Source organism: Streptomyces sp. NBC_01317 (genome assembly GCF_035961655.1).
GTDB lineage: Bacteria > Actinomycetota > Actinomycetes > Streptomycetales > Streptomycetaceae > Streptomyces.
In genome coordinates this window covers 7,625,953-7,647,734 of sequence record NZ_CP108393.1, presented here as the reverse complement: position 1 = coordinate 7,647,734, position 21,782 = coordinate 7,625,953, and the positions used below count along the sequence as shown (strand labels likewise).

Sequence of the window (21,782 nt, the reverse complement as noted above, 5' to 3'; positions counted from 1 at the left end):
GCCACGTCAGGTTTTGGTACACGCCGGAGGAGTGAACCGCCCGGCCGGGGGCACCCGGGTGCCACGGCACGACCACGGCGTTCCGCCGCGGCCGGCCTTCGGAACACCGGGAGAACACAGATGCTCGGCTTCATAGCGGCGGCGCTCTTCGCGATCGCCTTCATCATCAACGGCACCGAGACCTCGGTGGATCACGCCATCTTCACCCCGACGAGCCTGTCGCTCCTCGGCCTGACGCTGCTCGCGCTGCATGTCGCGGGACTCGGTACGGGCTGGGCGCCGCGCCGCCGTCGCCGCTGAGCCGGACGGCGTCGAGCCGAGCCGGCCGCCGTCGACCCGACTCCACGCGCCCCGGACCCCGCACCCCGCGAAGATCCTGAAAAATTCCACCTGGTTTTCTGTTGTCCGGCACCGCGCCGCGCCGTCTCCTGAATGACGGACGAGAACAAGGTGGAGCGTCGTGTACCGAAGTGACCGCAATGGACCCGATCGTGCCACGGTGCTCGCCGCCCGTGGAGGTGATCCGCAGGCGCTGGACGCCCTGGTGGCGGCCGGCATGCCGCTGATCTACAACATCGTGGGGCGGGCGCTCGACGGCCACAGCGATGTGGACGACGTGGTCCAGGAGACGCTGGTCAGGATCGTGCGGGGGCTGCCGGGGCTGCGCGACCCCGACGCGTTCCGCTCCTGGGCGGTGGCCATCGCGGTACGGCAGGTGCGCGACCGTGAGCAGCACCGCGCGGCGGCCCGGGACCGTACCGCGTCCTTGGAGGCGGCCGACCAGGTCGCCGACCCGTCCTCGGACTTCGCCTCCGTCACCATCCTGCGCCTGGGCCTCACCGACCAGCGGCGGGAGGTCGCGGAGGCGACGCGCTGGCTGGACGAGGACGACCGCACCCTGCTGTCCCTGTGGTGGCTGGAGACGACCGGCGAGGTCAGCCGTACCGAACTGGCCGAGGCTCTCGGGCTGTCAGGACGGCACGCGGCCGTACGGGTGCAGCGCCTCCGGGAGCAGATAGAGGTGTGCCGGGGCATCGTGCGCGCGCTGGCCGCCGACGCGGGCAAGGAGCGGTGCCACGGTCTGGACTCCCTGACCGAGCGCTGGCCCGGCGAGCCGGGTCCGCTGTGGCGCAAGCGGTTCGCCCGGCACCTGCGCGCGTGTGCGGTCTGCGGCGCGGGGGACGACCAGCGGGTGCCGTTGGAGCGGCTGTTGGGCGGGCTTCCCCTGCTGCCCCTGCCCGCCGACGCGGTCTCCTGGAGCGCCTCCGCCTCCGCCGGCCTGGACACGGACGCGGCGTCGGCACACGACATCACGGTCGTCGGGAGCGAGGGCAGGGGAACCGGCCCCGGCGGTACGGGCGGGCGCGCCGGGCGCCGCCGCGCCGCCCGCAGGACCGTACAGCGTAAGCGCGGTCTGACCGTGGGCCTCGCGGCGGGGGCGGTGGCCGCGGCGGCCCTGCTCGTCGTCGCGTTCCTGCCCGGCGAGTCACCGGCCAAGGACACCGCCGTGACCACCGCGGACGCGCCCGCCGCCGCTCCCGCCGCGTCGTCGGCGTCCCCCCGGCGGTCGTCCTCGCCCTCGCCCTCGGCGTCCCACTCCCCCAAGGCCAAGCCCAAGGCGAAGCCGAAGGCCAAGGCGTCCGCGAAGCCCACCCGGCGCGCGGCCGCGCCGCCGCCCCGGACCGCACCGGTCGCGTCGGCCCGCAAGGGAGTGGGGGTGTGGAACTGGAACGGCGGTGCGACCAAGGCGCTGAGTGATTCGGGGGCCGGGTGGTACTACACCTGGGGCACCGACCACTCCTTCGTCGGCTCCGGTTCCGCCGAGTACGTCCCGATGATCTGGGGCAAGGACTCCGTCGACGCGGCGAATCTGGCGCGGGCGCGTGCGGCGGGACCGTACCTCCTCGGCTTCAACGAGCCGGACATGGGCGCCCAGTCGAACATGACGGTCGATCAGGCACTCGCGCTGTGGCCCAAGTTGCAGGACAACGGCAAGATCCTCGGCAGCCCCGCGGTCGCCTTCGGCGGGGACACCGCCGGGGGATGGCTGGACCGTTTCATGAGCGGCGCCACGTCCCGTGGCTACCGGGTCGACTTCATCACCCTGCACTGGTACGGGGGTGACTTCCGTACGGACGCGGCCGTCGGCCAGCTGCGCTCGTACATCGAGGCGGTCCACGCGCGCTACGGGAAGCCCATCTGGCTGACCGAGTTCGCGCTCACCGACTTCTCGCAGGCGACGCCGCGCTTCCCCACGGAGGACCAGCAGGCGGCGTTCCTCGCCTCGGCGGCCAAGATGCTTGCGGGCCTGCCGTACGTCGAGCGCTGGGCGTGGTTCGGCCTGCCCGCGTCCGACACCGGTCCCAGTACCGGCCTGTACCGCAGCGGGCCGGCCATCACCCCTGCGGGGCGGGCGTTTCGCGACGCCCGGTGACGGCCGGCCCGCTGCTCCGGCGGTGACCTCGCGGGCCGCTCCCGCGAGGTCGGAACACCGGGGTCGGAACACCGTCGTCAGACCGCCGGATTGAGCCGGTCGCGCAGGAAGTCGAGCGTGCGCGTCCAGGCCAGTTCGGCGGCCTCGGCGTGGTACGCCTCGGGGCGGCCGTCGTTGAAGAAGGCGTGGCCGGCCCCGGCGTAGACGTGGAACGTCGGGACGATGGCGGACCCTTCCTCGATGGCCGCCTCGACCGCTCCGAGGGAGGACGGCGGGACACCCTGGTCCAACTCCCCGTAGTGGCCCAGGATCTCCGCCTTGAGGTGCGAGAAGTCCGGGACGCCGTCGCGGTTGAGACCGTAGAACGGGACAGCGGCGGAGACCCGTCGGTCCGCGGCGGCGAGGCTGAGGACAAATCCGCCGCCCATGCAGAAGCCGACGGCCCCGACCGTGTCGCCCTCCGTCTCCTCCAGGGAGAGCAGGTGGCCGACCGCGCCTTCGAGCAGCTCGACGCCCCTGGCCGTGGGCAGTTCGTTCATCAGGCGCAGCGCCTCGGCGGAGTCGTGGGCCACCGTCCGTCCGTAGAGGTCCGGCGCCAGCGCGACGAAGCCCTCGCGCGCGAAGCGGTCGGCGATGTCCTTGATGTGGTCGGTCAGGCCCCACCACTCCTGGATGACGATGATCCCCGGGCCGTGTCCGGCGGGCGGCAGGGCGAGATAGCCGTAGGCCGTGCCGCCGGCGCTCGGGAACTCGACGTGGTGCGGGGCGGGATCTGTGGGCATGGAAGGCTCCAGGTGCAGGGGATGACAGTGCTCACGAAGGCCGGTTGCCCGCCTCCGCCAGGAAAGTATGGATGTCGTTCAGTTCGCCTTCGCCGATGGCGTGGCCGAGGGCCGGGTAGACCCGTTCCGCCAGGTCGGCGCCGGACTTCTCGCGCAGCCACTCCCCCGTACGGGCCACCAGGTCCGCCGGGATCACGGTGTCGGCGTCGTCGCGCCCCCACAGGATCCGTACCCCGGCCAGCCGGCCGGGCTCGGTGGGCAGTCCGGCGTCCCAGGGCAGGGTGCCGGAGAGCAGCACGGCGGAGGAGAAACGTTCCGGCCGGGCGAGCAGGAGCCCGCCCGCCATCGCCATGCCGCCGGAGAAACCGAGCACGCTCACCGAGGTGTGCCGGGCGGCCACCGTGTCGAGCCAGTCGAGAACCTGTCTGGTGGAGTCGGCGATCGACTGGGCGACGGGCCGTCCGATCCCCCGGTTGGTGAACCACGCGTAGCCACCGCCTTCCGCGATGGGGCCGCGGACGAAGGCGACGGTGAGGTCGTCGGGGAGGTACGGGGCGATCCCGGAGAAGGCCCGCTCGTCGGAGCCCCGGCCGTGCAGCGCCAGGAGCAGCGGCGTATCGTCCCGGTCACCCTCCGCGCGCGACCAGCGGACGACCAGGGGGGACACCGGGGACTGTTCTGCGTGGGACATGGCGGCGGCTCTTCTCGTCCTTGTACGGGGCGGCCCGGCGCGCACGGGCGTGCGCGGGCTCCGGCCGGACGCACGAGGCGGTCCCGCACCCCCCAGCACACTACGCCTCGTCATTGAAGCTTCAAGCAGTGCCCTCCGTCGCACAACGTCACCCGTTCGGCGGGCACGCCCCAGGCACCCCGGACGTTGACCGGACAGGTGTAGACGACACACGAGGAGAGATGGCGCCATGGCTCTGTGGGACCGCTTCAAGGAATCCGCCGCGACGATGCAGACGCAGCTCACGGCGAAGAAGAACGACCTCAAGAGCGGTGCGTTCCGCGATGCCAGCATGGCGATGTGTGCCCTGGTCGCCGCGGCGGACGGCTCCGTCGACCCGTCCGAGCGCCAGCGGGTCGCGTCGCTGATCGCGAGCAACGAGGTGCTTCAGAACTTCCCGGCGGCGGATCTCCAGCGCCGCTTCGACGCCGCCCTGGACAAGCTCGCGGCGGACTTCGCGTTCGGCAAGGTCGGCATTCTCCAGGAGATCGGCAAGGCGAAGAAGAAGCCGGCCGAGGCGCGCGCGGTCATCCAGATCGGCATCGTCATCGGGGGCGCCGACGGGGACTTCGACAAGGACGAGCAGGCGGTCGTGCGTGAGGCCTGCTTCGCGCTGGACCTGGCGCCGCACGAGTTCGACCTCTGAGCCGACCGGCACCGACCTCGGCGGGGCGGCGGCGCGCCGCCCCGCGAGGTGCGTCGGACCGTCGCTCAGCCCTGGGCCGTCGGCCTGATGACCATTTCGCTGACGTCGACGTCGGCGGGCTGGCCGACGGCGTAGGCGATCGCCTCGCCCACGGCCGAGGCGGGGATCGCGATCTCCATCATCCCCTCGACCGCCCCCCGTACGCCGGTGTCGGTGATGCCGTCGGTCAGTTCGCTGCTGATCAGGCCGGGCGTGATCACCGTGACACGCACGTCACGGCTCTCCTGCCGCAGCCCCTCCGAGACCGCCCGGACCGCGAATTTGGTGGCGCTGTAGACGGCCGCGGTGGGATCGACGCGGTGGCCGGAGACCGAGGCGACGTTCACGATGTGCCCCGAGCACTGTTCTCGCATGAGGGGTAGCACGGCCGCGATGCCGTACAGCACCCCGCGCAGATTGACGTCGATCATGCGGTCCCACTCGTCGACCTTCAGCGCCTCCAGCATCGACAGCGGCATCACACCCGCGTTGTTGACGAGGACGTCGACCCGCCCGTACCGCTCCCGTGCCGCCCGTACGAAGGCGCCCATGCTCTCGCGGTCGGTCACGTCCAGAGCGTGGTGGCCCGCGACGCCCCCGGCGGCCTCGATGTCCTTGGCGACGGTGGCGACGAGCCCGGTCCGCCGGGCGCCGAGGAACACCCGGTGGCCCGCGGCGGCCAGCCGCCGGGCCGCGGCCTCGCCGATTCCGCTGCTCGCTCCGGTGATCAGGACGACCTTGCTGGTGGGGGTGGTGGACGCGACAGTCATGAGAACCCGTTCGGTGAGGGTGGGGCGGGGAGGCGGGAGGGGGCGGCGGTGGACCGCCACCACCAGCGTGCGCCGGACCGGGCCGGAAAGGCAGGGCGGGACTTCCTGGGTGTGCCACTCCCTGACTGGGCGGCGGGACCGGGCGGCGAACCGGATCACGGGACCCGGGCGGCGGAACCCCGCCGACGTAGAATTTGTGGATGAGCGGCTATGAGCTGGGCGAGTTCCTGCGGGCACGGCGGGCCCGGCTGACCCCGGAGGACGTGGGCATGGCCCGTTCCGGGTCCCGGCGCGTCGCCGGGCTGCGCCGCGAGGAGGTCGCCGTCCTGGCGGGCGTCAGCGCCGACTACTACGCCCGCCTGGAGCAGGGCCGGGAGAGAAGCCCGTCCGGCCCGGTGATCGACGCCCTCGCCCAGGCCCTGCGCCTCGACACGGACGCACGCTGGCACGCCTACCGGCTCGCGGGCCTCGTACCGAAACCGGAGGCGCCCGGCAGCCCCGACGAGGTGGACCCCGCGCTGCTGGGGCTCATGGACAACTTCCCCACCGCTGTGGCGTACGTCATCGACCGCCGCCTGGACGTCCTCGCCTCGAACGCCCTCGCCGACGCGCTGCTCTCCCCGCTCGCGGACCCCCGCCGCATGGTCCGCTCCCTGTTCCGCGACCCCGCCGCCCGGGAGCTGTTCGCCGACTGGGACACCGTGGCGCGGGACACGGTCGAGGCGCTGCGGCTGGGCGCGGGACACCACAGGAGCGATCCGGGGATCGCCGAGACGGTCGAGGAACTCCTCGCGGGCAGCGAGGAGTTCGCCGCACTGTGGCGCGATCACCGCGTCAGCGCCCTCGGCCGCAAGTCCAAGGTGTTCAACCATCCGGACGTCGGCAGGATCGAGTTGACGTACCAGACCTTCGACGTCCAGGGCGCGCCGGGACAGTACCTCCTGGTCGGCACCGCCGAGCCGGGCACCGCGGACGCCGACTCACTCGCCCTGCTCGGCTCCCTGCACGCCGTCGGCCACGCGCGCGGGCCGGGACCGCGTCACGCCTGACGTACCCGGCACGGCGCGGCTGACGTAGCAGCCGAGCCCGCAGCCCGCGCCCGCCCTCAGGCCTCCACCAGCCGCGCCGCCAGCTCCTCGATCCGGGTCTGCCAGGCCGCCGAGGCCGCGGTCGTGTCGAAGTCCTCCGGGCCCGTCTGGGTGAGCACGAGGCGGGCGCCGTGGCCCGTCCCCTCGGTCAGCTCCCAGTCGACCGTCCCGTCCGCCTGCCAGGTGTACGTGAGCGACCTGGGCGCCCGCACCTCGGTGACCGGTCCCGCCGGGACCTTCTCCGCCGTGAAGCCCTCCGGCACGGGCAGCCCCGCCACCGGCTCGATGCCCGCCGACAGGATCTCCCATACGGTCTCGGCCGGCCGTACCAACTGCCGCTCGAATCGCACCCGCCGGCCGCCCGGCACGGCCTCGGCGACCCCGCGCTCCAGGTCGAACTGACGCACGTACGACTCGTGCAGCTCGCCCGTGTCACGGCCCACCGCGCCCGGCTCACCGTCGAGCAGCCGGCCCAGCGCGGTGACGCACAACTGCCAGCCCGAGGCGAAACTCGCCGCGCCCGCCCGGTCGTCGAAGGTGTGCACCAGCGTCAGCGACGACCCGTCCCCGTCCGGGGTGACGGTCCAGCTCAGGTGTTCGCTCCCCCACGTGTACGCGAAGACGCGGGGCGCGTCGAAGCCGGTGACCTCGCCGGTCATCCGCGGCCCCTCGGCACCGGGACCGGGGCCCGGGAAGCGGAACGTCATCGCACCGCCCAGGCGCGGCTCCACCGAGACCTCGGCGGGGAACCACTGCCCGAGGCTCGCCGGTTCGGTGATCGCCGCCCAGACGCGCTCCGGGGGGTGCGGGAGCCGGCGCTCCATCCGCAGGACGGACCTGCCGTCGTCGGTCGTGGTGAGGGAGTCGGGCCACGGGGTCGTGTTCATGGGGAGGTGTCCTCTGTCGCGTCGAGATGCCGTTCGAGCGCGCCGAGCGCGCCGGACCACAGGTGCCGGTACTGGTGGAGCCAGGAGTCGAGTTCCGCGAGGGGTTCGTACCGGAGTGCGTACCACCGCCGCTGGGCGTCCTGCCTGACCCGGACGAGCCCGGCCTCCCGCAGCACCCGCAGGTGCTTGGAGGTGCCCGGCTGGCTCAGCCCGAGCCGCTCGGTCAACTCGCCCACCAGGTGCGGGCGCTCCAGCAGGAGATCGAGAATCCTCCGGCGGCTCGGGTCCGCGAGAACGTCGAACGGTATGGGCATTCGGCGAACATAGCCCATCGGCTATATAACCCGCGGGCGATCGGCTGAGAATTTCGGCCATCACGTCGGGGAATTCACCCGAACTCTGGCCAGAACAACGTGGTGACTGCACATCAGAAATGAACATAATGGCAAGTTGGGCGACCACGGATCAATGACAGGCTCTCCCGGGAATCGCCCTGCGAGACACCGTACAGCGTCACTGCGAAACACCAACGACCAGGCCTCCGGCCTCCACAGAACGGCGCGAGGAGAGCGGCCGTGCATGACGAATTCCTGTGCCATGTCACCGCATACGGGGTCTGCGGCGGCGAGCGTGTCGGCGTACCCCTAGGCACCTATCGCGCACCCACTCTGACTCTTGCACTGTGGTGGTTGCGGGACCGGGCCACCTGGATCGCCGAGCGGCTCGACCCGAGTCCCGAGAGCGATCATTTCCCCGCCTCCGCGCTCACTCCGGTCGGACCGAGCGTGCCGGACGTACCGCATACACTGCGCGCCTGGCGGGACGATGTGACCCATCAGAATATCGTCGGTGAACATTTGGCCGCGGGGCGGCTCATTCGAGTCGCCACGCACGACGACACCACCGAATACGAACTGCTCGCGGAATCGGTGGACGCCATGAGAATGGACCGCGCGATTCCGGTTCTCATCAACCCGGGGGCAATGCCGGGGCCCGCCCGCCGGGAGGGTGTCGGGAAAAGCGCGGCGGGCGTGTGGTGGAATGCGGGCGAACCCGCCGCGGACACCGTGCGGTTGGGCGGACCGCTCGGCGGAGGTGGTTGAACGGGGGTGCGGGACCACACGATTGACGGTACGAACGGCCGCGCGGCGGCGGGGGCGGGGGCGGCGGGATCAGCCGGCTTCCCCGTCGTCGAGCAGCGCGCGCAGCAGCCGCTCGTCCTCGTCGTTGAGCTGGGAGACGAAGCGGGCGAGGACCGCGCCGCGGTCCTCGTCCTTCGCCAGCTCGGAGTGCATCCTGCGGGCGGTCAGCCCGGGAGCGTCCTCGGTCGGGGCGTACGCGTAGCCACGCCCCGACCGGGTCCTGCCGACGGTGCCCTTCTCATGGAGCCGGGAGAGGATCGTGGTGACCGTGGTGCGGGCCAGCGGTACCCCGAGGGCCTTCCGGACCCCGCCAGGCGTGAGCGGCTCCCCCGCCGCCCACAGGGCGGCCAGCACCTCGGCCTCCAGCTCACCGGCCGGCCGGCGTTCCGCGCTCTCGTCGCCCATGGGGACGCTCCTCCCGGTTCCTCGCCCACCCGCGACAGCAGACGGTCTACGACACTGTAGTCAATCAGTGCGAGCCCATCAGTGCGCCGGACCGGGAGGGACAAGCGCACGCGACCGGTGGACGCCGGCTCCGGCCGGTCAGCCCTGGGGCCCCGGCGCCGCGGCCGCCGCCCGCAGGGGCGCTCCCGCGTCGTGCAGGCTCTTGAGCGCCTGCCGGTAGGAGTTGATCAGCCCGGTCTCCAGATAGCCGATGTTGTGCTCCTGGCAGAAGCGGGCGACGATCGGCTGCGCCTTGCGCAGGTGCGGGCTGGGCATGCTCGGGAACAGGTGGTGCTCGATCTGGTAGTTCAGCCCGCCCAGCACGAGGTCGGTGAACCAGCCGCCGCGCACGTTGCGCGAGGTGAGGACCTGGCGCCGCAGGAAGTCGGGGCGGTCCTCACCGGTCAGCGTGGGCATGCCCTTGTGGTTGGGCGCGAAGATGGAGCCCAGGTAGAGGCCGAACAGGCACTGGTGCACGACGAGGAACAGCACGGCCTTGCCGGGGGGCAGGACGACGAACAGCGCGCCCAGGTAGAGGGCGAAGTGCGCGAAGAGCAGGAAGCCTTCCTTCCTGCGCTGCTTGAGCGTGCGGTCGGCGAGCGCCCGTACCCCCGCGACATGCAGGTTGAAGCCTTCGAGCGTCAGCAGGGGGAAGAACAGGTACGCCTGGAGGCGGCCGATGAACTTGGGCAGCCCGGTCGCCTCGCGCGCCTGCGCCTGGGACCACACGAAGATGTCGGGGTTGACGTCCGGGTCCAGTTCTTCGTGGTTCGGGTTGGCGTGGTGCCGGGAGTGCTTGTCCTGCCACCAGCCGTAGCCCATGCCGATGCCCAGGTTGCCGGCGATCCGGCCGGTGCGCTCGCTCGCCTTGCGCAGCCGGAACACCTGGCGGTGCCCGACGTCGTGGGCGACGAGCGCGACCTGGCCGAAGACGACCGCGAGGAGCGCGGCCACGGCCAGCGTCCACCAGCTGTTCCCGACGACGGCGAAGACGGCCCAGGCCGCGCCGTACGACAGGGCGACGAGCGACATCCTCACCGCGTAGTACCAGGGCCTGCGACGCATCAGGCCGGCCGCCGTGATCGCCTTGGAGAGCCGGGAGAAGTCACTGCCGGCGGTGCCGCTCTCCCCCCGCTGTTGCACGACGGTGGGTTCACCAGTGGTGTGGACGGACATTCAGCCACGCCTTTCGGGTCGTTCACGACCGCCTTGTGCCGACGTGATGACCGCAGGCAGGGTGGCTCGGTGGATGCACGGGGACGTACAGCCGCGGATGTTCCACGGGAGATCGCAGGGACGTGCTTCTGCTGCCGACCGGGAACAGGTGAGCAGCGGGATCACACAGCGCGCTGTCTGCTGGGTGCGGTCCAAGGTCCACTGCGGTGACGCGACGAGTACTGCTGCCCGGGTCCGGGGACAGCGGGAAGCCGGGGTCTGAGGCGTCTTGGGGCCAGTGTAACCGGCCGGCCGGCGGGCAGGCGGGTACAGACCCGATCGGGCGGTCCGGGGTCGCGGCCGGGTGCGGGCCCGCGAATAGCGGGTATTCGGTACAGGAACGACCTTTGCGGCACCACTGGACGAGCGCTGGACGAGAAGGCGGATCACTCGTGTTCGAGGCTGATGACATCCGGGAATGGCGGGGCCACGACGTGGTCGACGCGGACAAGAAGAAGATCGGCACGCTCGAAGCGGTGTACGTCGACACGGCGACCGACGCCCCGTCGTTCGCGACCGTGACCATCGGCATGCCCATGAAGCGCCGGCTGGTCTTCGTGCCGCTGGCCGACGCCACGGTCGGCCCCGGCTATCTGAAGGTCCCCTGGGACAAGAAGCTGGCCAGGGAGACGCCGTGGATCGACGCCGACGGCGAACTGCTGGCCGAGGACGAGCCGCGGGTCTTCTCGCACTACGGGCTGCCGTACAAGACGGGCGCGGGCGGCGAGCGCCGCCTGGGCCGTCGCTGACGGTCCCCGCCGGGGATGATCGCGGTTCATACGGTGATCTGAGTGGCGGCCCCCGGCGAGAGCCAGGTCAGGGACGTACGGACCTCGGGCGGCGCGTGGGAGAACTCCCGCGCCACCGCGATCCTGCCCTGCCGGAAGTGCGACCAGCCCTCGTAGTGCACGGGCACGGTGGTGTGCGGGCGCAGCAGCCCGCACAGTTGTACGGCGTCCGCGGCGGTCATGGAGTGGCGTGCGGGACCGGTCGCGGGGTGCCGGGCACCGCCCAGGTGGAGAAGTGCCGTACCGACGTCGAGGCGCCGCGCGATCTCCCGTACCCCCCGGTAGAGCACGGTGTCGCCGGAGATCCACAGCTCGCCGTGGCGCTGACCGGTCCAGCGCAGGGAGAAGCCGGTCACCTCGCCGGACAGCCGTCCCGACAGCGGGGGGCCGTGGCGGCAGGGCGTGGCGGTGATCTCGATCGGCGGGCGCCCCGGGCCTTCCAGCGTCGTGGTGCCCCAAGGACGCAGTCCGTGCACGGTTCTGCGCAGTCGCCGGGCGCAGGAGCGGGTGGTGACGACCACACCGGCGGACGCGAGCACCCCCCGTCCGGTGGTGTCGAGGTTGTCGGGGTGCTGGTCGTGGCTGAGCAGCACGGCGTCGATGGGCGGCAGGTCGGCGACGCCGATCGACGGCCCGGTCGTCTTGCGCGCCGACATCCCCCGGCCGAAGGGGTACTTGTGGCCGGGGGCGTCGAACGCGGGGTCGGTCAGGAGCCGCCAGCCGTCGAACTCGATCAGCGCCGTGGGACCGCCGACGTGGGTGATGCGTACGTTCGTCATCTCGCGTCGATCCTCTGCACCACTCGTCGGCGGGGCGGGTGAACGGGTATGGGGGCCCGTCGAACGCTCCTCGTCCGCTGTCCTCGCCGGTCCGGGTGCGACCGGCGCGGGCCCCCGGGGGCCTCCGTGGATGCTCGCAGCGGTACACACGTCCGGATCTGCTCAGCGTGCTGACTTCTCGTCCTGGTGTGCACGGTGTCGCGCGCGCCGCACGACCGGGCCCCGGGAGGCGTACTGCCTTCCGGGGCCCGGTGGTTCGGTGGTTCGGTGGTTCCGCTGTGGTGCGGTGTGGGATCAGGCCGGGAGGATGTGGTACGTCTGCCCGGCGGTCGTCTGGACGGAGATCACCCCGTTCGCCGTGGTGAACGGCACCGCGGCGCCGCTCGTGTTGGTCACGGTGAACGTGCCGCTCCCCCACGGGTTCTTCAGCTTGAGCGTGCCGCCGGCCTTGGCCTGCACGTCGACGTAGCCGACGCGGTCGGCCTGCTTCGCGCTCGACACGACAAACGCGCCCTTCTGGCGCAGCTGCCAGAAGCTCGCGTTCTTGCCCGCGGGCCAGACCGGGAAGAGGCTGATGATCCCCTGGTCGCTCTGGACCAGCATGCTGTTGACCGCTTCGGTCGCCCCGGACTTCTCGATGCCGTGGGAGGGGTCGGCGATCCGCAGGTTGGGTGCGATGCGGGAGGTGATGACCTGCTTGAACTTGTCGATGAGCGACTGCGCCGGGTAACCGACCCTGGCCGCCTGGGCGAACACCTTGGGGAAGCTGTTGTCCTGGCCCCAGGAGTTCATCGCGTCGACGGTGTCGACGCCGGTCCGCAGCTTCGCGGGGTCGGAGTTGACGCCGAGCTGGTCGGCGGGCTGGATGAATTCGAGGTTGATCGTGTTGTCGCCGGGGTGGATGTCACGGGTGTCGGACCCCTGCATGGTGCCGGGGCTGACCAGGGAGTACACCGTCTTCCCGTTGAACACCGTGGTCGGCTGCGCCGGGAGGTTGTCGAGGATGGTCTGCCAGGTGGCGCGGCGCCCGGCGTCGACGTTCAGCTTCTGGCTGGCCGCGATCAGGGTGGACAGGGTCTGCTTCAACAGTCCCAGGTCCGCGGAGGAGTTCTGGCCCCACGTGCCCTCGTGCGGTCCGCTCCACAGGGAGTAGCGCCCCGCGGAGTCGCGCTCCAGGTAGCTCTCGAAGAACGACGCGACCTGGCTGAGGAAGGGGTACGCCTTGTTCCTGAGGAAGTCGGTGTCCTGGGTGTACTCGTAGTACGCGACGAACTGCGAGGCGGAGAAGAGGGAGTTGGACACCTGCTGGTGGTACTGGTCGTCGGTGGTCGTACCGTACGGGCCGATGCCCACGGGGAAGAGCACCCCGGCCGGCACGCCGCCGCTGGGGAAGCGACGGCTGATGTAGTCGGGCTTCACCCGGTTCAGGTCCTGCTTGGCCCGGCGCTGCGCCTCGGGCACGTACGCGAGGATCGTCTCGTGGAACGGCAGTGACAGCTCCGGCCGGTTGCTGGAGTAGACGCCGTAGATCGGCCCCTGCGCGTTGTAGTTCAGGTGGTAGTCGCCGTTGAACTGCGGGTTGTCGGTGGTGGTCCAGATCCCGTAGAGGGCGGGGGCCGTTTTCCCGGCCCGGCTGGCGGCCCCGATGAAGTACTGGGCGGCGTAGTAGTACTTCTCCAGGACGGCGTCGCCCAGTTCGACACCGGACTGCATCCAGTAGGTCTTCCACCACTCGGCGCGCTGGGTGTCCAGCGTCGCCAGTGAGGCGGCGGTGTGGGTACGGACCTGTGTCACCGCGTCGTTGTGCGGGGCGGCCGGGTTCTGTCCGCCGCCGCCGATCTGGGTGACCAGCCGGACCGTCGCGCCGGCCGGGAGGGTGAAGACGGTCCTGGCCGTCGCGCCCGAGACGGTCGGGGGCTGGACGGCGCTCGCGCCGAGGACGGTGGTGGCCAGCGCGCCCCGCGAGACCCAGCGGCTGCCGGACGCGGTGGCGCGTTCGGCCCACATGACCTGGCCGTCGACGCCCGCGGAGTTGCTGTAGGCGGAGTTGGGGGTGGTCGCCCCGGCGTAGGTGGACGCCTGGAGCTGCACCGGCTGGGTGCCGGTCGAGGTGACCGAGGTGACCAGGACGTTACGGTCGGCGGCGAGCCAGGTCTTCATCGACACCGGGGTGTTGCCCAGCGACATCGACGTGGTGACCGTGCCGTCCACGATGTTCTGTTCCTCGCGGAACGGCGCGGTGGGCGGAGGTGTGGTGCCGCCCTGCGCGTACAGCTCGATCTGGCCGATCCTGGCGCGCGGGTTCTGTGTCGAGTCGGGTGTGGTGCTCTGGGTGGGCTCGGTGATGTTCAGCCGGACGTAGCGGGTCGAGACGGCGGAGACCGTACGGTCGATCACGTCGGCGGTGTTGTTGGTGACCGTGTCGACGCTGTTCCAGGTGGTGCCGTCGGAACTGGTCTGGAAGGCCACGTTCTTGGTGTTGAAGGCGGCGTTGCCCGGGCGTGCCGCGTTGTCGTTGCGTACGACGTAGCGGGCGACGCTCTTGACGGCGCCGAGGTCGAGAGTGATCCACTGCGGCTTGCCGACCTGGGACACCCAGCCCTCGTAGCCGTTGGTCCACTGGCCGTTGACGGCGCGGTCGGGGGTGAAGGACCCCTCGGTGCTGCTCGCGGTGGCGCGGGCGCCGAGGGCGAGGTTCCCGGTGGGCTGCGCGGCGGTGCCGGTGAGGGTCACGCCGCCGATGGGGGCGGGCCTGGGTGTGGGGTTGGCGTTCCAGAAGTCCCCCTTGGAGACGAGGAACGTTTTGACGCCCGTGCTGCCCGCCGAGGTCACACCGACATCGCCGTTGCCCAACAGGGCCGTGTTCGGCATGGTGTTGGACACGGCGCCCGCGTAGCTCTGGTCGGTCCAGACGCCTTTGATGCCGGTCAGTTTGGCCTTCAGTGTGTCCCACTGCTGTGCGGCCGTGGGCGGTCCCGCCGCCACCGCCGTACCGGGGACGACCAGCGGTGCGGCGACGGCGAGCGCCGCCACCACCGCGTATCCGCGTATCCGTCGCAGTGCGCGGATCGCCCTCCGTGTTGTTCTCTTCTGCCCCATCGCGGCTCTCCTTTGAGTCGGGGGTGCTGGGTGCTGGACAATCGGGGGGTGCTGAACTGCCGGGGGCCCACAACCGGTCCGGGGCTCTGACAACGATGTCATCAGGGGCCGTGCCGAGGCGCGGCCCGTCCGTCCCGGCGGGCTCCCGCTACTGGGCGGCCTTGTCCCAGCTCTCGTCGAACGAGGCGAGCTGCCCCTTGACATCGGAGCTGGTGAAGAGCTTCTGGGACAGGGCGTTGAACTGCTCGACGACACCGGGCGGCAGCGCGTCGTCGTTGTTGACCTGGCCGAACGCGCTGACCTTCGCGTTGTCCTCGGTCACGAGCTTGAAGCCCTCGGTGTAGACGGGGGTCACCTTCGCGCCGAAGTCCTCGAAGGGGACGTTCTTCAGCATGGGGAAGGCGCCGTCGGTCTCGATGAGTGTCTTGAGGTTGGGCTTGGACAGCGACCACGCCTCGGCGAACTTGGTCGCTTCGGCGACATGGGCGGACTTCGCGCTGATCGCCGTCGTCCCGCCGGTGTTGAAGGGGACGATGGTCCTGCCCGTGCTGCTCGGCAGCAGGAACGTACCGAAGTCGGCGGCGTCCGCGGCCGGGATCTGGCCGATGAACCAGCTGCCCATCGGGTACATGGCGCTGCCGCCGTCGAGGAACTGCTTGTTGGCGTCGGCGTAACTGACGCTCAGCGCGCCCTTGTCGAAGGCCCCGGCCTCGACGAGCTGCCGGTACTTGCCGACGGCCCCGGTCATCGCGGGGTCGGTGAACTTCACCTCGCCCTTGTAGCGCTTCTGGATCCACTGCGGGTCGGCGCCGAGCACGTCGGCGCTGATGAGGCCGGCCAGCGGCAGGGCCGCCGACCAGGGCTCGCCGCCCGCCATCTCGACGGGGGTGACACCGGCCTTCTTGAGGGTCTTGACGACGTTCAGGTACGCCTCCCACGTCGTGGGGACGTCGAGGTGGTGCGCGGCGAAGATCTTCTTGTTGTAGAAGACCATCGGGATGATCTGGGAGTTGGTCGGCGGGATGTACGACTTGCCGTCGATCCGGTTGCCGTCGGGGTCCGTGAAGTTGGCGTCCAGCCACTTCTGGTCGAGCGGCTGGAGGAGCCCGGCCGCCGTGAAGTCCTTCGGGTTGACGGACGAGAGGATGTCGGGGAACTGACCCGACGCCTGCAACTGCTTGGCGTACGCGGTCCGGTCCGCGTCCGGCGACACGATCTTCTTGACGCTGACCTCGGGAACGGCCTTCTGCGCCTCCTTGATGGAGGTGTCCCAGAACGTCGCGGTGAGCGCCGGCGTCTCGAACGTCATGAAGGTCAGGCTGCCACCGCCGCCACCTCCGGACGTGCCACTGGTGGAGCAGCCCGTGACCGCCAGGGCGCTCACCAGACCGGTGGCCGCCGCCGTGAGGGCAGTTCTGCGCTTCATGTCGTCCTCCTTGATGCTTCACGTGATACGGCCGGCTCCGGCCGCCGTGCGCCGCCCTGCGGACCCCGGCAGGCCCGCTCCGGTCCGATCCGAGACAACGTTATTTCGTATACTTTTCAGAAGAGTAGCCAGCATCGGAAAACAGTCAATACTCGTACCGACCTTTACCGAAGTGGGACCGTCGCACGGACAGGAACGCACAGGAGCGCACGAAAAAATACAATCGGTGGGCGAGGAACCACCGGCGAGGCACCACAGGCGACACCCAGGAGCAGCACGATGGCAGTCACCCCCACTCCGCGGCGGCAGGCGCTCGCGGAGACCGCCTACGACACGATCCGCCGACGGCTCGTCGACCACGACATCGAGCCGGGGTCGAAGCTCAACATCAACACGCTCGCCCAGGAGCTGGAGATCTCACCGACCCCGCTGCGGGAGGCGCTCGCGCGGCTGGAGGCGGACGGCCTGGTGGTGAAGCGGTCGCTGGCGGGGTACACCGCCGCGGCGCTGCTCAGCGGGCGCGGTCTGCGGGAGCTGTTCGAGGTACGGCTGCTGCTCGAACCGGCGGCGGCCTCCGCCGCGGCCTCCCGGGTGACCCCGGCCGATCTGCTCCACCTCGCGGACCAGCTGGCGGAGATGCGGGGCGCGGCGGGCGATTTCGCGAGCCGGTCGACCCTGCTGCTGTATCTGCACCACGACGCCGTGTTCCACGACCGGATCGCGCGCCTGAGCGGGAACGTGTTCCTCCGCTCGACCCTGGAGCGGTTGCACGCGCACACACATCAGTACCGGCTGTCGTTCCGCGAGGGGTGGGCGGAGGAGACCTGCCGGGAGCACGAGCGGATCCTGGAGGCGATGGGCGAGAACGACGACGAGACGGCCGCCGCGCGCATGCGGACCCATCTGCGCAGGGCGCAGGCGCGGTTGACGGAGGCGGCGCGGCAGTAGCCGTGCATGGGCCCGGTCCGGGCGCCGGGACATCCGGATCTCGGGCCCGATCGTGAAGGGCCCCTCATCGTGAAGGGCCCCTCAGAGCCAGCCGTTGCGCCGGAACTGGCGGTGGACGCCGAAGCAGACGGCGGCGATCACGCCGACGACGAGGGGGTAGCCGTACGTCCACCGCAACTCGGGCATGTGCTCGAAGTTCATGCCGTAGACCCCGCAGACCATGGTCGGTACGGCGATGATCGCGGCCCACGCCGTGATCTTGCGCATGTCCTCGTTCTGGGCGACGGTCACCTGCGCGAGGTGGGCCTGGAGGATGGAGTCGAGCAGACCGTCGAAGGCGGCTATCTGCTCGGTGACCCGCGCCAGGTGGTCCGAGACGTCCCTGAAGTACTTCTGGATCTCCGTACCCACCAGCCGGCCCGGCTCCGTGGCGAGCTTGCGCAGCGGGCGGTCCAGCGGTGCCACCGCGCGCTTCAGCTCCAGCAGTTCCCGCTTGAGCTGGTAGATCCGGCCCGCCTCACCGCGGGCCGCCTGCCCGGAGAAGACGCCGGTCTCGACGGCGTCGATGTCGTCCTGGATGGCGTCCGCGACGCCGAGGTACTCGTCGACCATGTGGTCCGCTATCGCGTGCAGGACGGCGGCGGGGCCCTTGGCGAGCTGCTCGGGGGACGCCTCCAGGTGCTCCCGGAGCGGGCCCAGCGAGCCGTGGCGGCCGTGTCGTACGGTGATCACGAAGTCGGCCCCCGCGAAGACCATCAGCTCACCGGTGTCGACCACCTCGCTGGTGGCCGTCAGCTCCTCGTGCTCGATGTAGCTGACGGTCTTGAAGACCGCGAACAGCGTCTCGTCGTACAGCTCCGCCTTGGGCCGGTGGTGCGCGGTGACCGCGTCCTCGACGGCGAGCCGGTGGAGGCCGAACAGCTCGGCGACGCCGGTGAACTCCTCCCGGTCCGGCTCGTGCAGCCCGATCCAGACGAAGCCGGTACCGGCCCTGCGGACGCGCCGCAGCGCCTCCTCCGCCGCGCAGTGGTCGAGCTGCCGCTCGCCGTCGCGGTAGACCACGCAGTTCACCACCGCGCTGCCGAGCGGGGAGCGGGCCGGGTGGCTCAGGTCCACGGTGCGGCGATAGGCCCTGCGCACGGTTCTGCGGAGGTTGCGGATCATCGACACGGTGGGCTCCTTCGGCGGATCGGCCGTCAGTGTGCCACGAACGGGCGAACGCCCAGGTCCGGGTCCGCCCCCGGGTCCGGATCCGCGTCCGGTCGGGCATGATGCGACGCATGCTCATCGAACATGACGGGGTGTCGCCCACCGTGCATCCGTCCGCGTACGTCGCCCCGAACGCCACGCTGAGCGGGGACGTCCGGGTCGGCGCCGGGTGCCGGATCCTCTTCGGTGCCGTACTGACCGCCGAGGGCGGCCCCGTGGAGCTGGGCGAGGGCTGCGTGGTGATGGAGAACGCGGTCCTGCGGGGCGTCCGCCGCGATCCGCTGCGGCTGGGGCGTGCCGTGCTCGTCGGCCCCACCTCGTACCTGACCGGCTGCGCCGTCGAGGACGAGGTCTTCCTCGCGACGGGCACCCGGGTCTTCAACGGCGCCCGGATCGGGGCGCGTTCCGAGGTGCGGATCAACGGGATCGTGCATCTGCGCACGGTGCTGCCCGCCGGCTCCACGGTCCCGATCGGGTGGGTGGCCGTCGGCGATCCCGCGCGGGTGCTGCCGCCCGGGGAGCACGAGGCGATCTGGGAGGTCCAGAAGGAGCTGGACTTCCCGGGGTACGTCTTCGGCCTGCCGCGCCCCGCGGAGGGCGAGAGCATCCTGCCGGCCCTCTCGGAGCGGTTCGGACGGGCGCTCGGCCGCCATCACGACGACCGGATCCTGTGACCGTACGGTCCACGGATCCTGTGACCGTACGGTCCCCCGGGCCGGTGGCGGTCGTACGGTAGCTGTGGGCGGGGTGGCCGAACCGTGGCCGGTCGTCGGCACCCATCCGGGGGCCCCGGACGCGACACGGCCCGCTCCGGGGTAGTAGACGACATATGACCCGAAAGCGTTTCGGTGTGGAGAGGCACGCGCACCGGCTCCGGGACCTGTACCGCAGGATCATGGACTCTCCTGTCGCGCTCACGGTGAGCCGCAGCAGCGAGACGGAACTGATGCACCGGGCCATGTCCTTCGCCGCGCTCGGTTTCCTCACGCTCGTTCCCCTGCTGATCCTCGTCGCGGCGGCCGACCCGGCCAGCGGTCAGAGCTTCGCCCGCTGGCTCGCGCAGGGCGTCGGCGTCTCCGCGTCGTCACAGGGCGAGATCGAGCAGCTGTTCGGCAAGCCGGGCGAGGCGCTCCAGCGGACGACGGCGTTCGGTCTCGCCGCGCTCGCGGTGTTCGGTCTGACCTTCGGGTCGGCGGTGCAGACGGGGTACGAGAAGGTCTGGGAGCTGTCCACGGCGCGCTGGCACCAGGTGTGGCGGCACGTGGTGTGGCTGGCGGTCCTGGTCGGGTTCCTCGTGGCCTTCGTCAACACGCAGGTCCGCGCCCAGTCCGTGCTCGACACGATCCTGGTGACCTCCGCCGACGTCGTCGTCACGTTCCTGTTCTTCTGGTGGTCCCAGCGGCTGCTCCTCGCGGGGCGGGTCCGCTGGCGTGCGCTGATCCCCGGGTCCGTCGCGACCTCGCTCGGGCTGCTCGGCCTGCGGGGCTTCTCCCGGCTGGTGTTCTCGCCGCTGATCGCGTCGAACGCCGTCACGTACGGCCCGTTCGGCACGGTCCTCGTCCTCCAGTCGTGGCTGGTCGGTGTGGGGTTTGTCGTCTACGGCGGGGCGCTGGTGGGGCGGATCTACCACGAGTACGTCTTCGTGCGGCGGATGGCGCGGGAGCCGGACGGTCTGCGAGAGGAACACGACGGTTCCGGCGGAGGGGACGGACCGGTACGGTGATCGTCCCCGTGTGAGCCGCCGCTGTCTCCGCGCCCCCCGTCCGCTGGAGACCCGCCCCCGTGACCTCGTCGATCGCCGCCCCCGCCCTCGCCCCCCGCAGGGCATGGGCGACCGATCTGCCCGTCCTGCTGATCGCGGTCGTGTGGGGTGCCAGCTACCTGGCGGCCAAGGGCGTCACGACCCCGGCGACCGTCGTCGCGGTCCTGGTCCTGCGTTTCGCGGTGGTCCTGCCCGTCCTGGCGGTCGCCGGGTGGCGGCGGCTGCGGGCGCTGACGGCGGCGCAGTGGCGCGGCGCGGGGCTGCTGGGGCTGGTCCTGAGCGGGATCTTCCTGCTGGAGACGTACGGCGTCGTGCACACCTCGGCGACCAACGCCGGGCTCATCATCAGCCTCACCATGATCTTCACGCCGCTCGCGGAGTCCGTGGTGACCAGGACCCGCCCGCCGGGGTCCTTCGTGGCCGCCGCCGGGCTCTCGGTCGCCGGAGTGGTGCTGCTGACCCAGGGGGGCGGCTTCACGGCGCCCTCGGCGGGCGATCTGCTGATGCTGCTGGCGGCTCTCGCCCGTACCGTCCATGTGCTGGCCATGGCGCGGATCAAGGCGGTGCGTACCGCCGACGCGCTGTCGCTCACCACCGTTCAGCTCGGGGGCGCGGTCGCGGTCTTCGCGGTCCTGGCCTCGGTGCCGGGCACGGGCCCTTCGCCCTGGTCGGTGGCCACCGGTTTTGACGCGGGCGACTGGGCGGCGCTGCTGTTCCTGTCGGTGTTCTGCACCCTTGCCGCGTTCTTCGTGCAGATGTGGGCGGTACGGCGCACCTCGCCGTCGCGGGTGAGCCTGCTGCTCGGTACGGAACCGCTGTGGGCCGCCGCCACCGGGATCGCCCTGGGCGGTGAGCATCTGGGCGCGCTCGGGGTACTGGGCGCCGGGCTGGTCCTGGCGGGCACGACCTGGGGGCGCCGGGCCGCCGATCGCGGATAGGCGCACGCCCCTCTACGTCCCGGTCTGTACGTCCCGGTCTCTACGTCCCGCTGCGGCGCGCCTGGTGGCGGCGGGCCTTGAGGCGGTTGCCGCACGTGGCCATGGAGCACCACCGGGCGGTGTTGGACCGGCTGCGGTCGAGCAGGAAGAGGTCGCACTCGTCGTTGGCGCACGGGCGCAGCCGCCCCGGCATCCGCTCCGACAACCCGGCCCAGGCCAGCACGATCCGGGCGGGGAGCGCGCGCTCCGGGGGCGCGTACAGGTCCCACCGCAGCCCTCCGGCGTCGATCACCGGGCGCCGGCCGACGTCCGCGAGCACCGTGTTGAGGATCTCCGCGGGCTGCTGACCCCGTACCACCGCCTGGAGGTCCCGGCGCACCGCGCGCAGCGCGGCGAGTTCCTCCTCGCCGCCGGTCCCGCCGCCGTGCGCCGCCAGCCACGCGCCCGCCGCGGAGTCCTCCGCGAGCAGGTCCACCGTGCTGCCGTCGACGAGGGGTGTCGTGTTGAGCAGTTCGACTATGACGCTCTCCTCCATACCGCCCCTCTCCTCCTCCCCGGTCTCGCCGGCTCCGCCGACGTCTCGCTAACCACCTTACAAGCTTGACACGGTTAGTATGCCCTGCTTGGCTGAACTAACCAGCTTGAAGCACATAGGA

The 21,782-nt window shown here is 71.2% G+C and carries 21 protein-coding genes and 1 pseudogene; 10 read left to right on the top strand and 12 right to left on the bottom strand.

Features of this window, described 5'->3' with window-relative positions; translation table 11 throughout:
- Positions 1-120 precede the first annotated feature (120 nt).
- Both OG349_RS33025 and OG349_RS33020 read left to right on the top strand, forming a co-directional pair.
- Complete coding sequence (locus tag OG349_RS33025; protein WP_327238085.1) at positions 121-300, top strand: hypothetical protein; 180 nt, start codon at positions 121-123, stop codon at positions 298-300.
- Between the two features lie 199 nt (positions 301-499).
- A complete protein-coding gene (locus OG349_RS33020; protein WP_327238084.1) occupies positions 500-2,434 on the top strand; it encodes a sigma-70 family RNA polymerase sigma factor in 1,935 nt (644 codons plus the stop codon).
- 77 nt (positions 2,435-2,511) lie between these two features.
- On the opposite strand, the gene OG349_RS33015 is transcribed toward OG349_RS33020, so the two are convergent.
- Entirely contained in the window at positions 2,512-3,216 is a 705-nt protein-coding gene (locus tag OG349_RS33015) for a dienelactone hydrolase family protein (protein ID WP_327238083.1), read from the bottom strand.
- Positions 3,217-3,247: 31 nt separating this feature from the next.
- Positions 3,248-3,907, bottom strand: coding sequence for an alpha/beta hydrolase (locus tag OG349_RS33010; RefSeq protein ID WP_327238082.1), 660 nt, complete (start codon positions 3,905-3,907; stop codon positions 3,248-3,250).
- A 229-nt stretch (positions 3,908-4,136) separates the two neighbouring features.
- Here OG349_RS33010 and OG349_RS33005 point away from each other — a divergent pair, with 229 nt between their 5' ends.
- Positions 4,137-4,592, top strand: coding sequence for a tellurite resistance TerB family protein (locus OG349_RS33005; protein ID WP_327238081.1), 456 nt, complete (start codon positions 4,137-4,139; stop codon positions 4,590-4,592).
- A 65-nt stretch (positions 4,593-4,657) separates the two neighbouring features.
- On the opposite strand, the gene OG349_RS33000 is transcribed toward OG349_RS33005, so the two are convergent.
- The gene (locus OG349_RS33000) at positions 4,658-5,401 is read right to left on the bottom strand and encodes an SDR family oxidoreductase (protein WP_327238080.1); all 744 of its coding nucleotides are present in this window, start codon (positions 5,399-5,401) and stop codon (positions 4,658-4,660) included.
- Between the two features lie 200 nt (positions 5,402-5,601).
- Between OG349_RS33000 and OG349_RS32995 the strand changes: the two genes are divergently transcribed.
- A complete protein-coding gene (locus OG349_RS32995; protein WP_327238079.1) occupies positions 5,602-6,450 on the top strand; it encodes a helix-turn-helix transcriptional regulator in 849 nt (282 codons plus the stop codon).
- Between the two features lie 56 nt (positions 6,451-6,506).
- Here the strand turns inward: OG349_RS32995 and OG349_RS32990 are convergent, their stop codons facing one another.
- Together OG349_RS32990 and OG349_RS32985 are read right to left on the bottom strand one after the other, a co-directional pair.
- Positions 6,507-7,376 carry an SRPBCC family protein gene (locus OG349_RS32990; protein WP_327238078.1) on the bottom strand — a complete coding sequence of 290 codons (870 nt, stop codon included), beginning with the start codon at positions 7,374-7,376 and terminating at the stop codon, positions 6,507-6,509.
- Positions 7,373-7,690 carry an ArsR/SmtB family transcription factor gene (locus OG349_RS32985; RefSeq protein ID WP_327238077.1) on the bottom strand — a complete coding sequence of 106 codons (318 nt, stop codon included), beginning with the start codon at positions 7,688-7,690 and terminating at the stop codon, positions 7,373-7,375. The genes OG349_RS32990 and OG349_RS32985 overlap by 4 nt, the downstream gene beginning before the upstream one ends.
- 261 nt (positions 7,691-7,951) lie before the next feature.
- Here OG349_RS32985 and OG349_RS32980 point away from each other — a divergent pair.
- Positions 7,952-8,359 (top strand): annotated as a pseudogene (locus OG349_RS32980) (hypothetical protein); the annotation flags it as partial.
- Positions 8,360-8,548: 189 nt separating this feature from the next.
- On the opposite strand, the gene OG349_RS32975 reads toward OG349_RS32980, so the two are convergent.
- Together OG349_RS32975 and OG349_RS32970 are read right to left on the bottom strand one after the other, a co-directional pair.
- Positions 8,549-8,923 carry a BlaI/MecI/CopY family transcriptional regulator gene (locus tag OG349_RS32975; protein ID WP_327238076.1) on the bottom strand — a complete coding sequence of 125 codons (375 nt, stop codon included), beginning with the start codon at positions 8,921-8,923 and terminating at the stop codon, positions 8,549-8,551.
- A gap of 138 nt (positions 8,924-9,061) precedes the next feature.
- On the bottom strand, positions 9,062-10,138 hold the full coding sequence (locus tag OG349_RS32970; protein ID WP_327238075.1) for a fatty acid desaturase family protein: 1,077 nt from the start codon (positions 10,136-10,138) through the stop codon (positions 9,062-9,064).
- Positions 10,139-10,569: 431 nt separating this feature from the next.
- On the opposite strand from OG349_RS32970, the gene OG349_RS32965 reads away from it, so the two are divergent.
- The gene (locus OG349_RS32965) at positions 10,570-10,926 is read left to right on the top strand and encodes a PRC-barrel domain-containing protein (RefSeq protein WP_327238074.1); all 357 of its coding nucleotides are present in this window, start codon (positions 10,570-10,572) and stop codon (positions 10,924-10,926) included.
- Positions 10,927-10,952: 26 nt separating this feature from the next.
- On the opposite strand, the gene OG349_RS32960 is transcribed toward OG349_RS32965, so the two are convergent.
- The 3 genes from OG349_RS32960 to OG349_RS32950 form a co-directional block, all read right to left on the bottom strand.
- A complete protein-coding gene (locus tag OG349_RS32960; protein WP_327238073.1) occupies positions 10,953-11,744 on the bottom strand; it encodes an MBL fold metallo-hydrolase in 792 nt (263 codons plus the stop codon).
- A 294-nt stretch (positions 11,745-12,038) separates the two neighbouring features.
- Complete coding sequence (locus OG349_RS32955; RefSeq protein WP_327238072.1) at positions 12,039-14,843, bottom strand: discoidin domain-containing protein; 2,805 nt, start codon at positions 14,841-14,843, stop codon at positions 12,039-12,041.
- Positions 14,844-14,991: 148 nt separating this feature from the next.
- Entirely contained in the window at positions 14,992-16,269 is a 1,278-nt protein-coding gene (locus OG349_RS32950) for an ABC transporter substrate-binding protein (RefSeq protein WP_327238071.1), read from the bottom strand.
- A gap of 279 nt (positions 16,270-16,548) precedes the next feature.
- Here OG349_RS32950 and OG349_RS32945 point away from each other — a divergent pair, with 279 nt between their 5' ends.
- Positions 16,549-17,217: a GntR family transcriptional regulator gene (locus tag OG349_RS32945; protein WP_327238070.1), complete on the top strand. Its 669-nt coding sequence runs from the start codon at positions 16,549-16,551 to the stop codon at positions 17,215-17,217.
- Positions 17,218-17,298: 81 nt separating this feature from the next.
- Here OG349_RS32945 and OG349_RS32940 read toward each other — a convergent pair whose 3' ends face one another.
- Positions 17,299-18,381 (bottom strand): magnesium and cobalt transport protein CorA, encoded by a 1,083-nt coding sequence (locus OG349_RS32940; RefSeq protein WP_327238822.1) that lies wholly within the window; start codon positions 18,379-18,381, stop codon positions 17,299-17,301.
- 116 nt (positions 18,382-18,497) lie between these two features.
- On the opposite strand from OG349_RS32940, the gene OG349_RS32935 reads away from it, so the two are divergent.
- The 3 genes from OG349_RS32935 to OG349_RS32925 all read left to right on the top strand — a co-directional run bounded on the left by OG349_RS32935 (position 18,498) and on the right by OG349_RS32925 (position 21,126).
- On the top strand, positions 18,498-19,100 hold the full coding sequence (locus OG349_RS32935; protein WP_327238069.1) for a gamma carbonic anhydrase family protein: 603 nt from the start codon (positions 18,498-18,500) through the stop codon (positions 19,098-19,100).
- Between the two features lie 155 nt (positions 19,101-19,255).
- Positions 19,256-20,149 (top strand): YhjD/YihY/BrkB family envelope integrity protein, encoded by an 894-nt coding sequence (locus tag OG349_RS32930; protein ID WP_327238068.1) that lies wholly within the window; start codon positions 19,256-19,258, stop codon positions 20,147-20,149.
- Positions 20,150-20,208: 59 nt separating this feature from the next.
- Positions 20,209-21,126 (top strand): DMT family transporter, encoded by a 918-nt coding sequence (locus tag OG349_RS32925; RefSeq protein WP_327238067.1) that lies wholly within the window; start codon positions 20,209-20,211, stop codon positions 21,124-21,126.
- A gap of 40 nt (positions 21,127-21,166) precedes the next feature.
- Here OG349_RS32925 and OG349_RS32920 read toward each other — a convergent pair whose 3' ends face one another.
- Positions 21,167-21,661, bottom strand: a complete 495-nt coding sequence (locus tag OG349_RS32920) for a CGNR zinc finger domain-containing protein (protein ID WP_327238066.1) — start codon at positions 21,659-21,661, stop codon at positions 21,167-21,169.
- Between the last annotated feature and the right edge of the window lie 121 nt (positions 21,662-21,782).

Excerpts from the sequence above, each read along its gene's own strand:
- OG349_RS33025 (WP_327238085.1), top strand. The coding sequence starts at position 121 with ATGCTCGGCTTCATAGCGGCGGCGCTCTTCGCGATCGCCTTCATCATC.
- OG349_RS33015 (WP_327238083.1), bottom strand. The coding sequence starts at position 3,216 with ATGCCCACAGATCCCGCCCCGCACCACGTCGAGTTCCCGAGCGCCGGC.
- OG349_RS33010 (WP_327238082.1), bottom strand. The coding sequence starts at position 3,907 with ATGTCCCACGCAGAACAGTCCCCGGTGTCCCCCCTGGTCGTCCGCTGG.
- OG349_RS33005 (WP_327238081.1), top strand. The coding sequence starts at position 4,137 with ATGGCTCTGTGGGACCGCTTCAAGGAATCCGCCGCGACGATGCAGACG.
- OG349_RS33000 (WP_327238080.1), bottom strand. The coding sequence starts at position 5,401 with ATGACTGTCGCGTCCACCACCCCCACCAGCAAGGTCGTCCTGATCACC.
- OG349_RS32995 (WP_327238079.1), top strand. The coding sequence starts at position 5,602 with ATGAGCGGCTATGAGCTGGGCGAGTTCCTGCGGGCACGGCGGGCCCGG.
- OG349_RS32990 (WP_327238078.1), bottom strand. The coding sequence starts at position 7,376 with ATGAACACGACCCCGTGGCCCGACTCCCTCACCACGACCGACGACGGC.
- OG349_RS32985 (WP_327238077.1), bottom strand. The coding sequence starts at position 7,690 with ATGCCCATACCGTTCGACGTTCTCGCGGACCCGAGCCGCCGGAGGATT.
- OG349_RS32975 (WP_327238076.1), bottom strand. The coding sequence starts at position 8,923 with ATGGGCGACGAGAGCGCGGAACGCCGGCCGGCCGGTGAGCTGGAGGCC.
- OG349_RS32970 (WP_327238075.1), bottom strand. The coding sequence starts at position 10,138 with ATGTCCGTCCACACCACTGGTGAACCCACCGTCGTGCAACAGCGGGGG.
- OG349_RS32960 (WP_327238073.1), bottom strand. The coding sequence starts at position 11,744 with ATGACGAACGTACGCATCACCCACGTCGGCGGTCCCACGGCGCTGATC.
- OG349_RS32955 (WP_327238072.1), bottom strand. The coding sequence starts at position 14,843 with ATGGGGCAGAAGAGAACAACACGGAGGGCGATCCGCGCACTGCGACGG.
- OG349_RS32950 (WP_327238071.1), bottom strand. The coding sequence starts at position 16,269 with ATGAAGCGCAGAACTGCCCTCACGGCGGCGGCCACCGGTCTGGTGAGC.
- OG349_RS32945 (WP_327238070.1), top strand. The coding sequence starts at position 16,549 with ATGGCAGTCACCCCCACTCCGCGGCGGCAGGCGCTCGCGGAGACCGCC.
- OG349_RS32940 (WP_327238822.1), bottom strand. The coding sequence starts at position 18,381 with ATGATCCGCAACCTCCGCAGAACCGTGCGCAGGGCCTATCGCCGCACC.
- OG349_RS32935 (WP_327238069.1), top strand. The coding sequence starts at position 18,498 with ATGCTCATCGAACATGACGGGGTGTCGCCCACCGTGCATCCGTCCGCG.
- OG349_RS32930 (WP_327238068.1), top strand. The coding sequence starts at position 19,256 with ATGACCCGAAAGCGTTTCGGTGTGGAGAGGCACGCGCACCGGCTCCGG.
- OG349_RS32920 (WP_327238066.1), bottom strand. The coding sequence starts at position 21,661 with ATGGAGGAGAGCGTCATAGTCGAACTGCTCAACACGACACCCCTCGTC.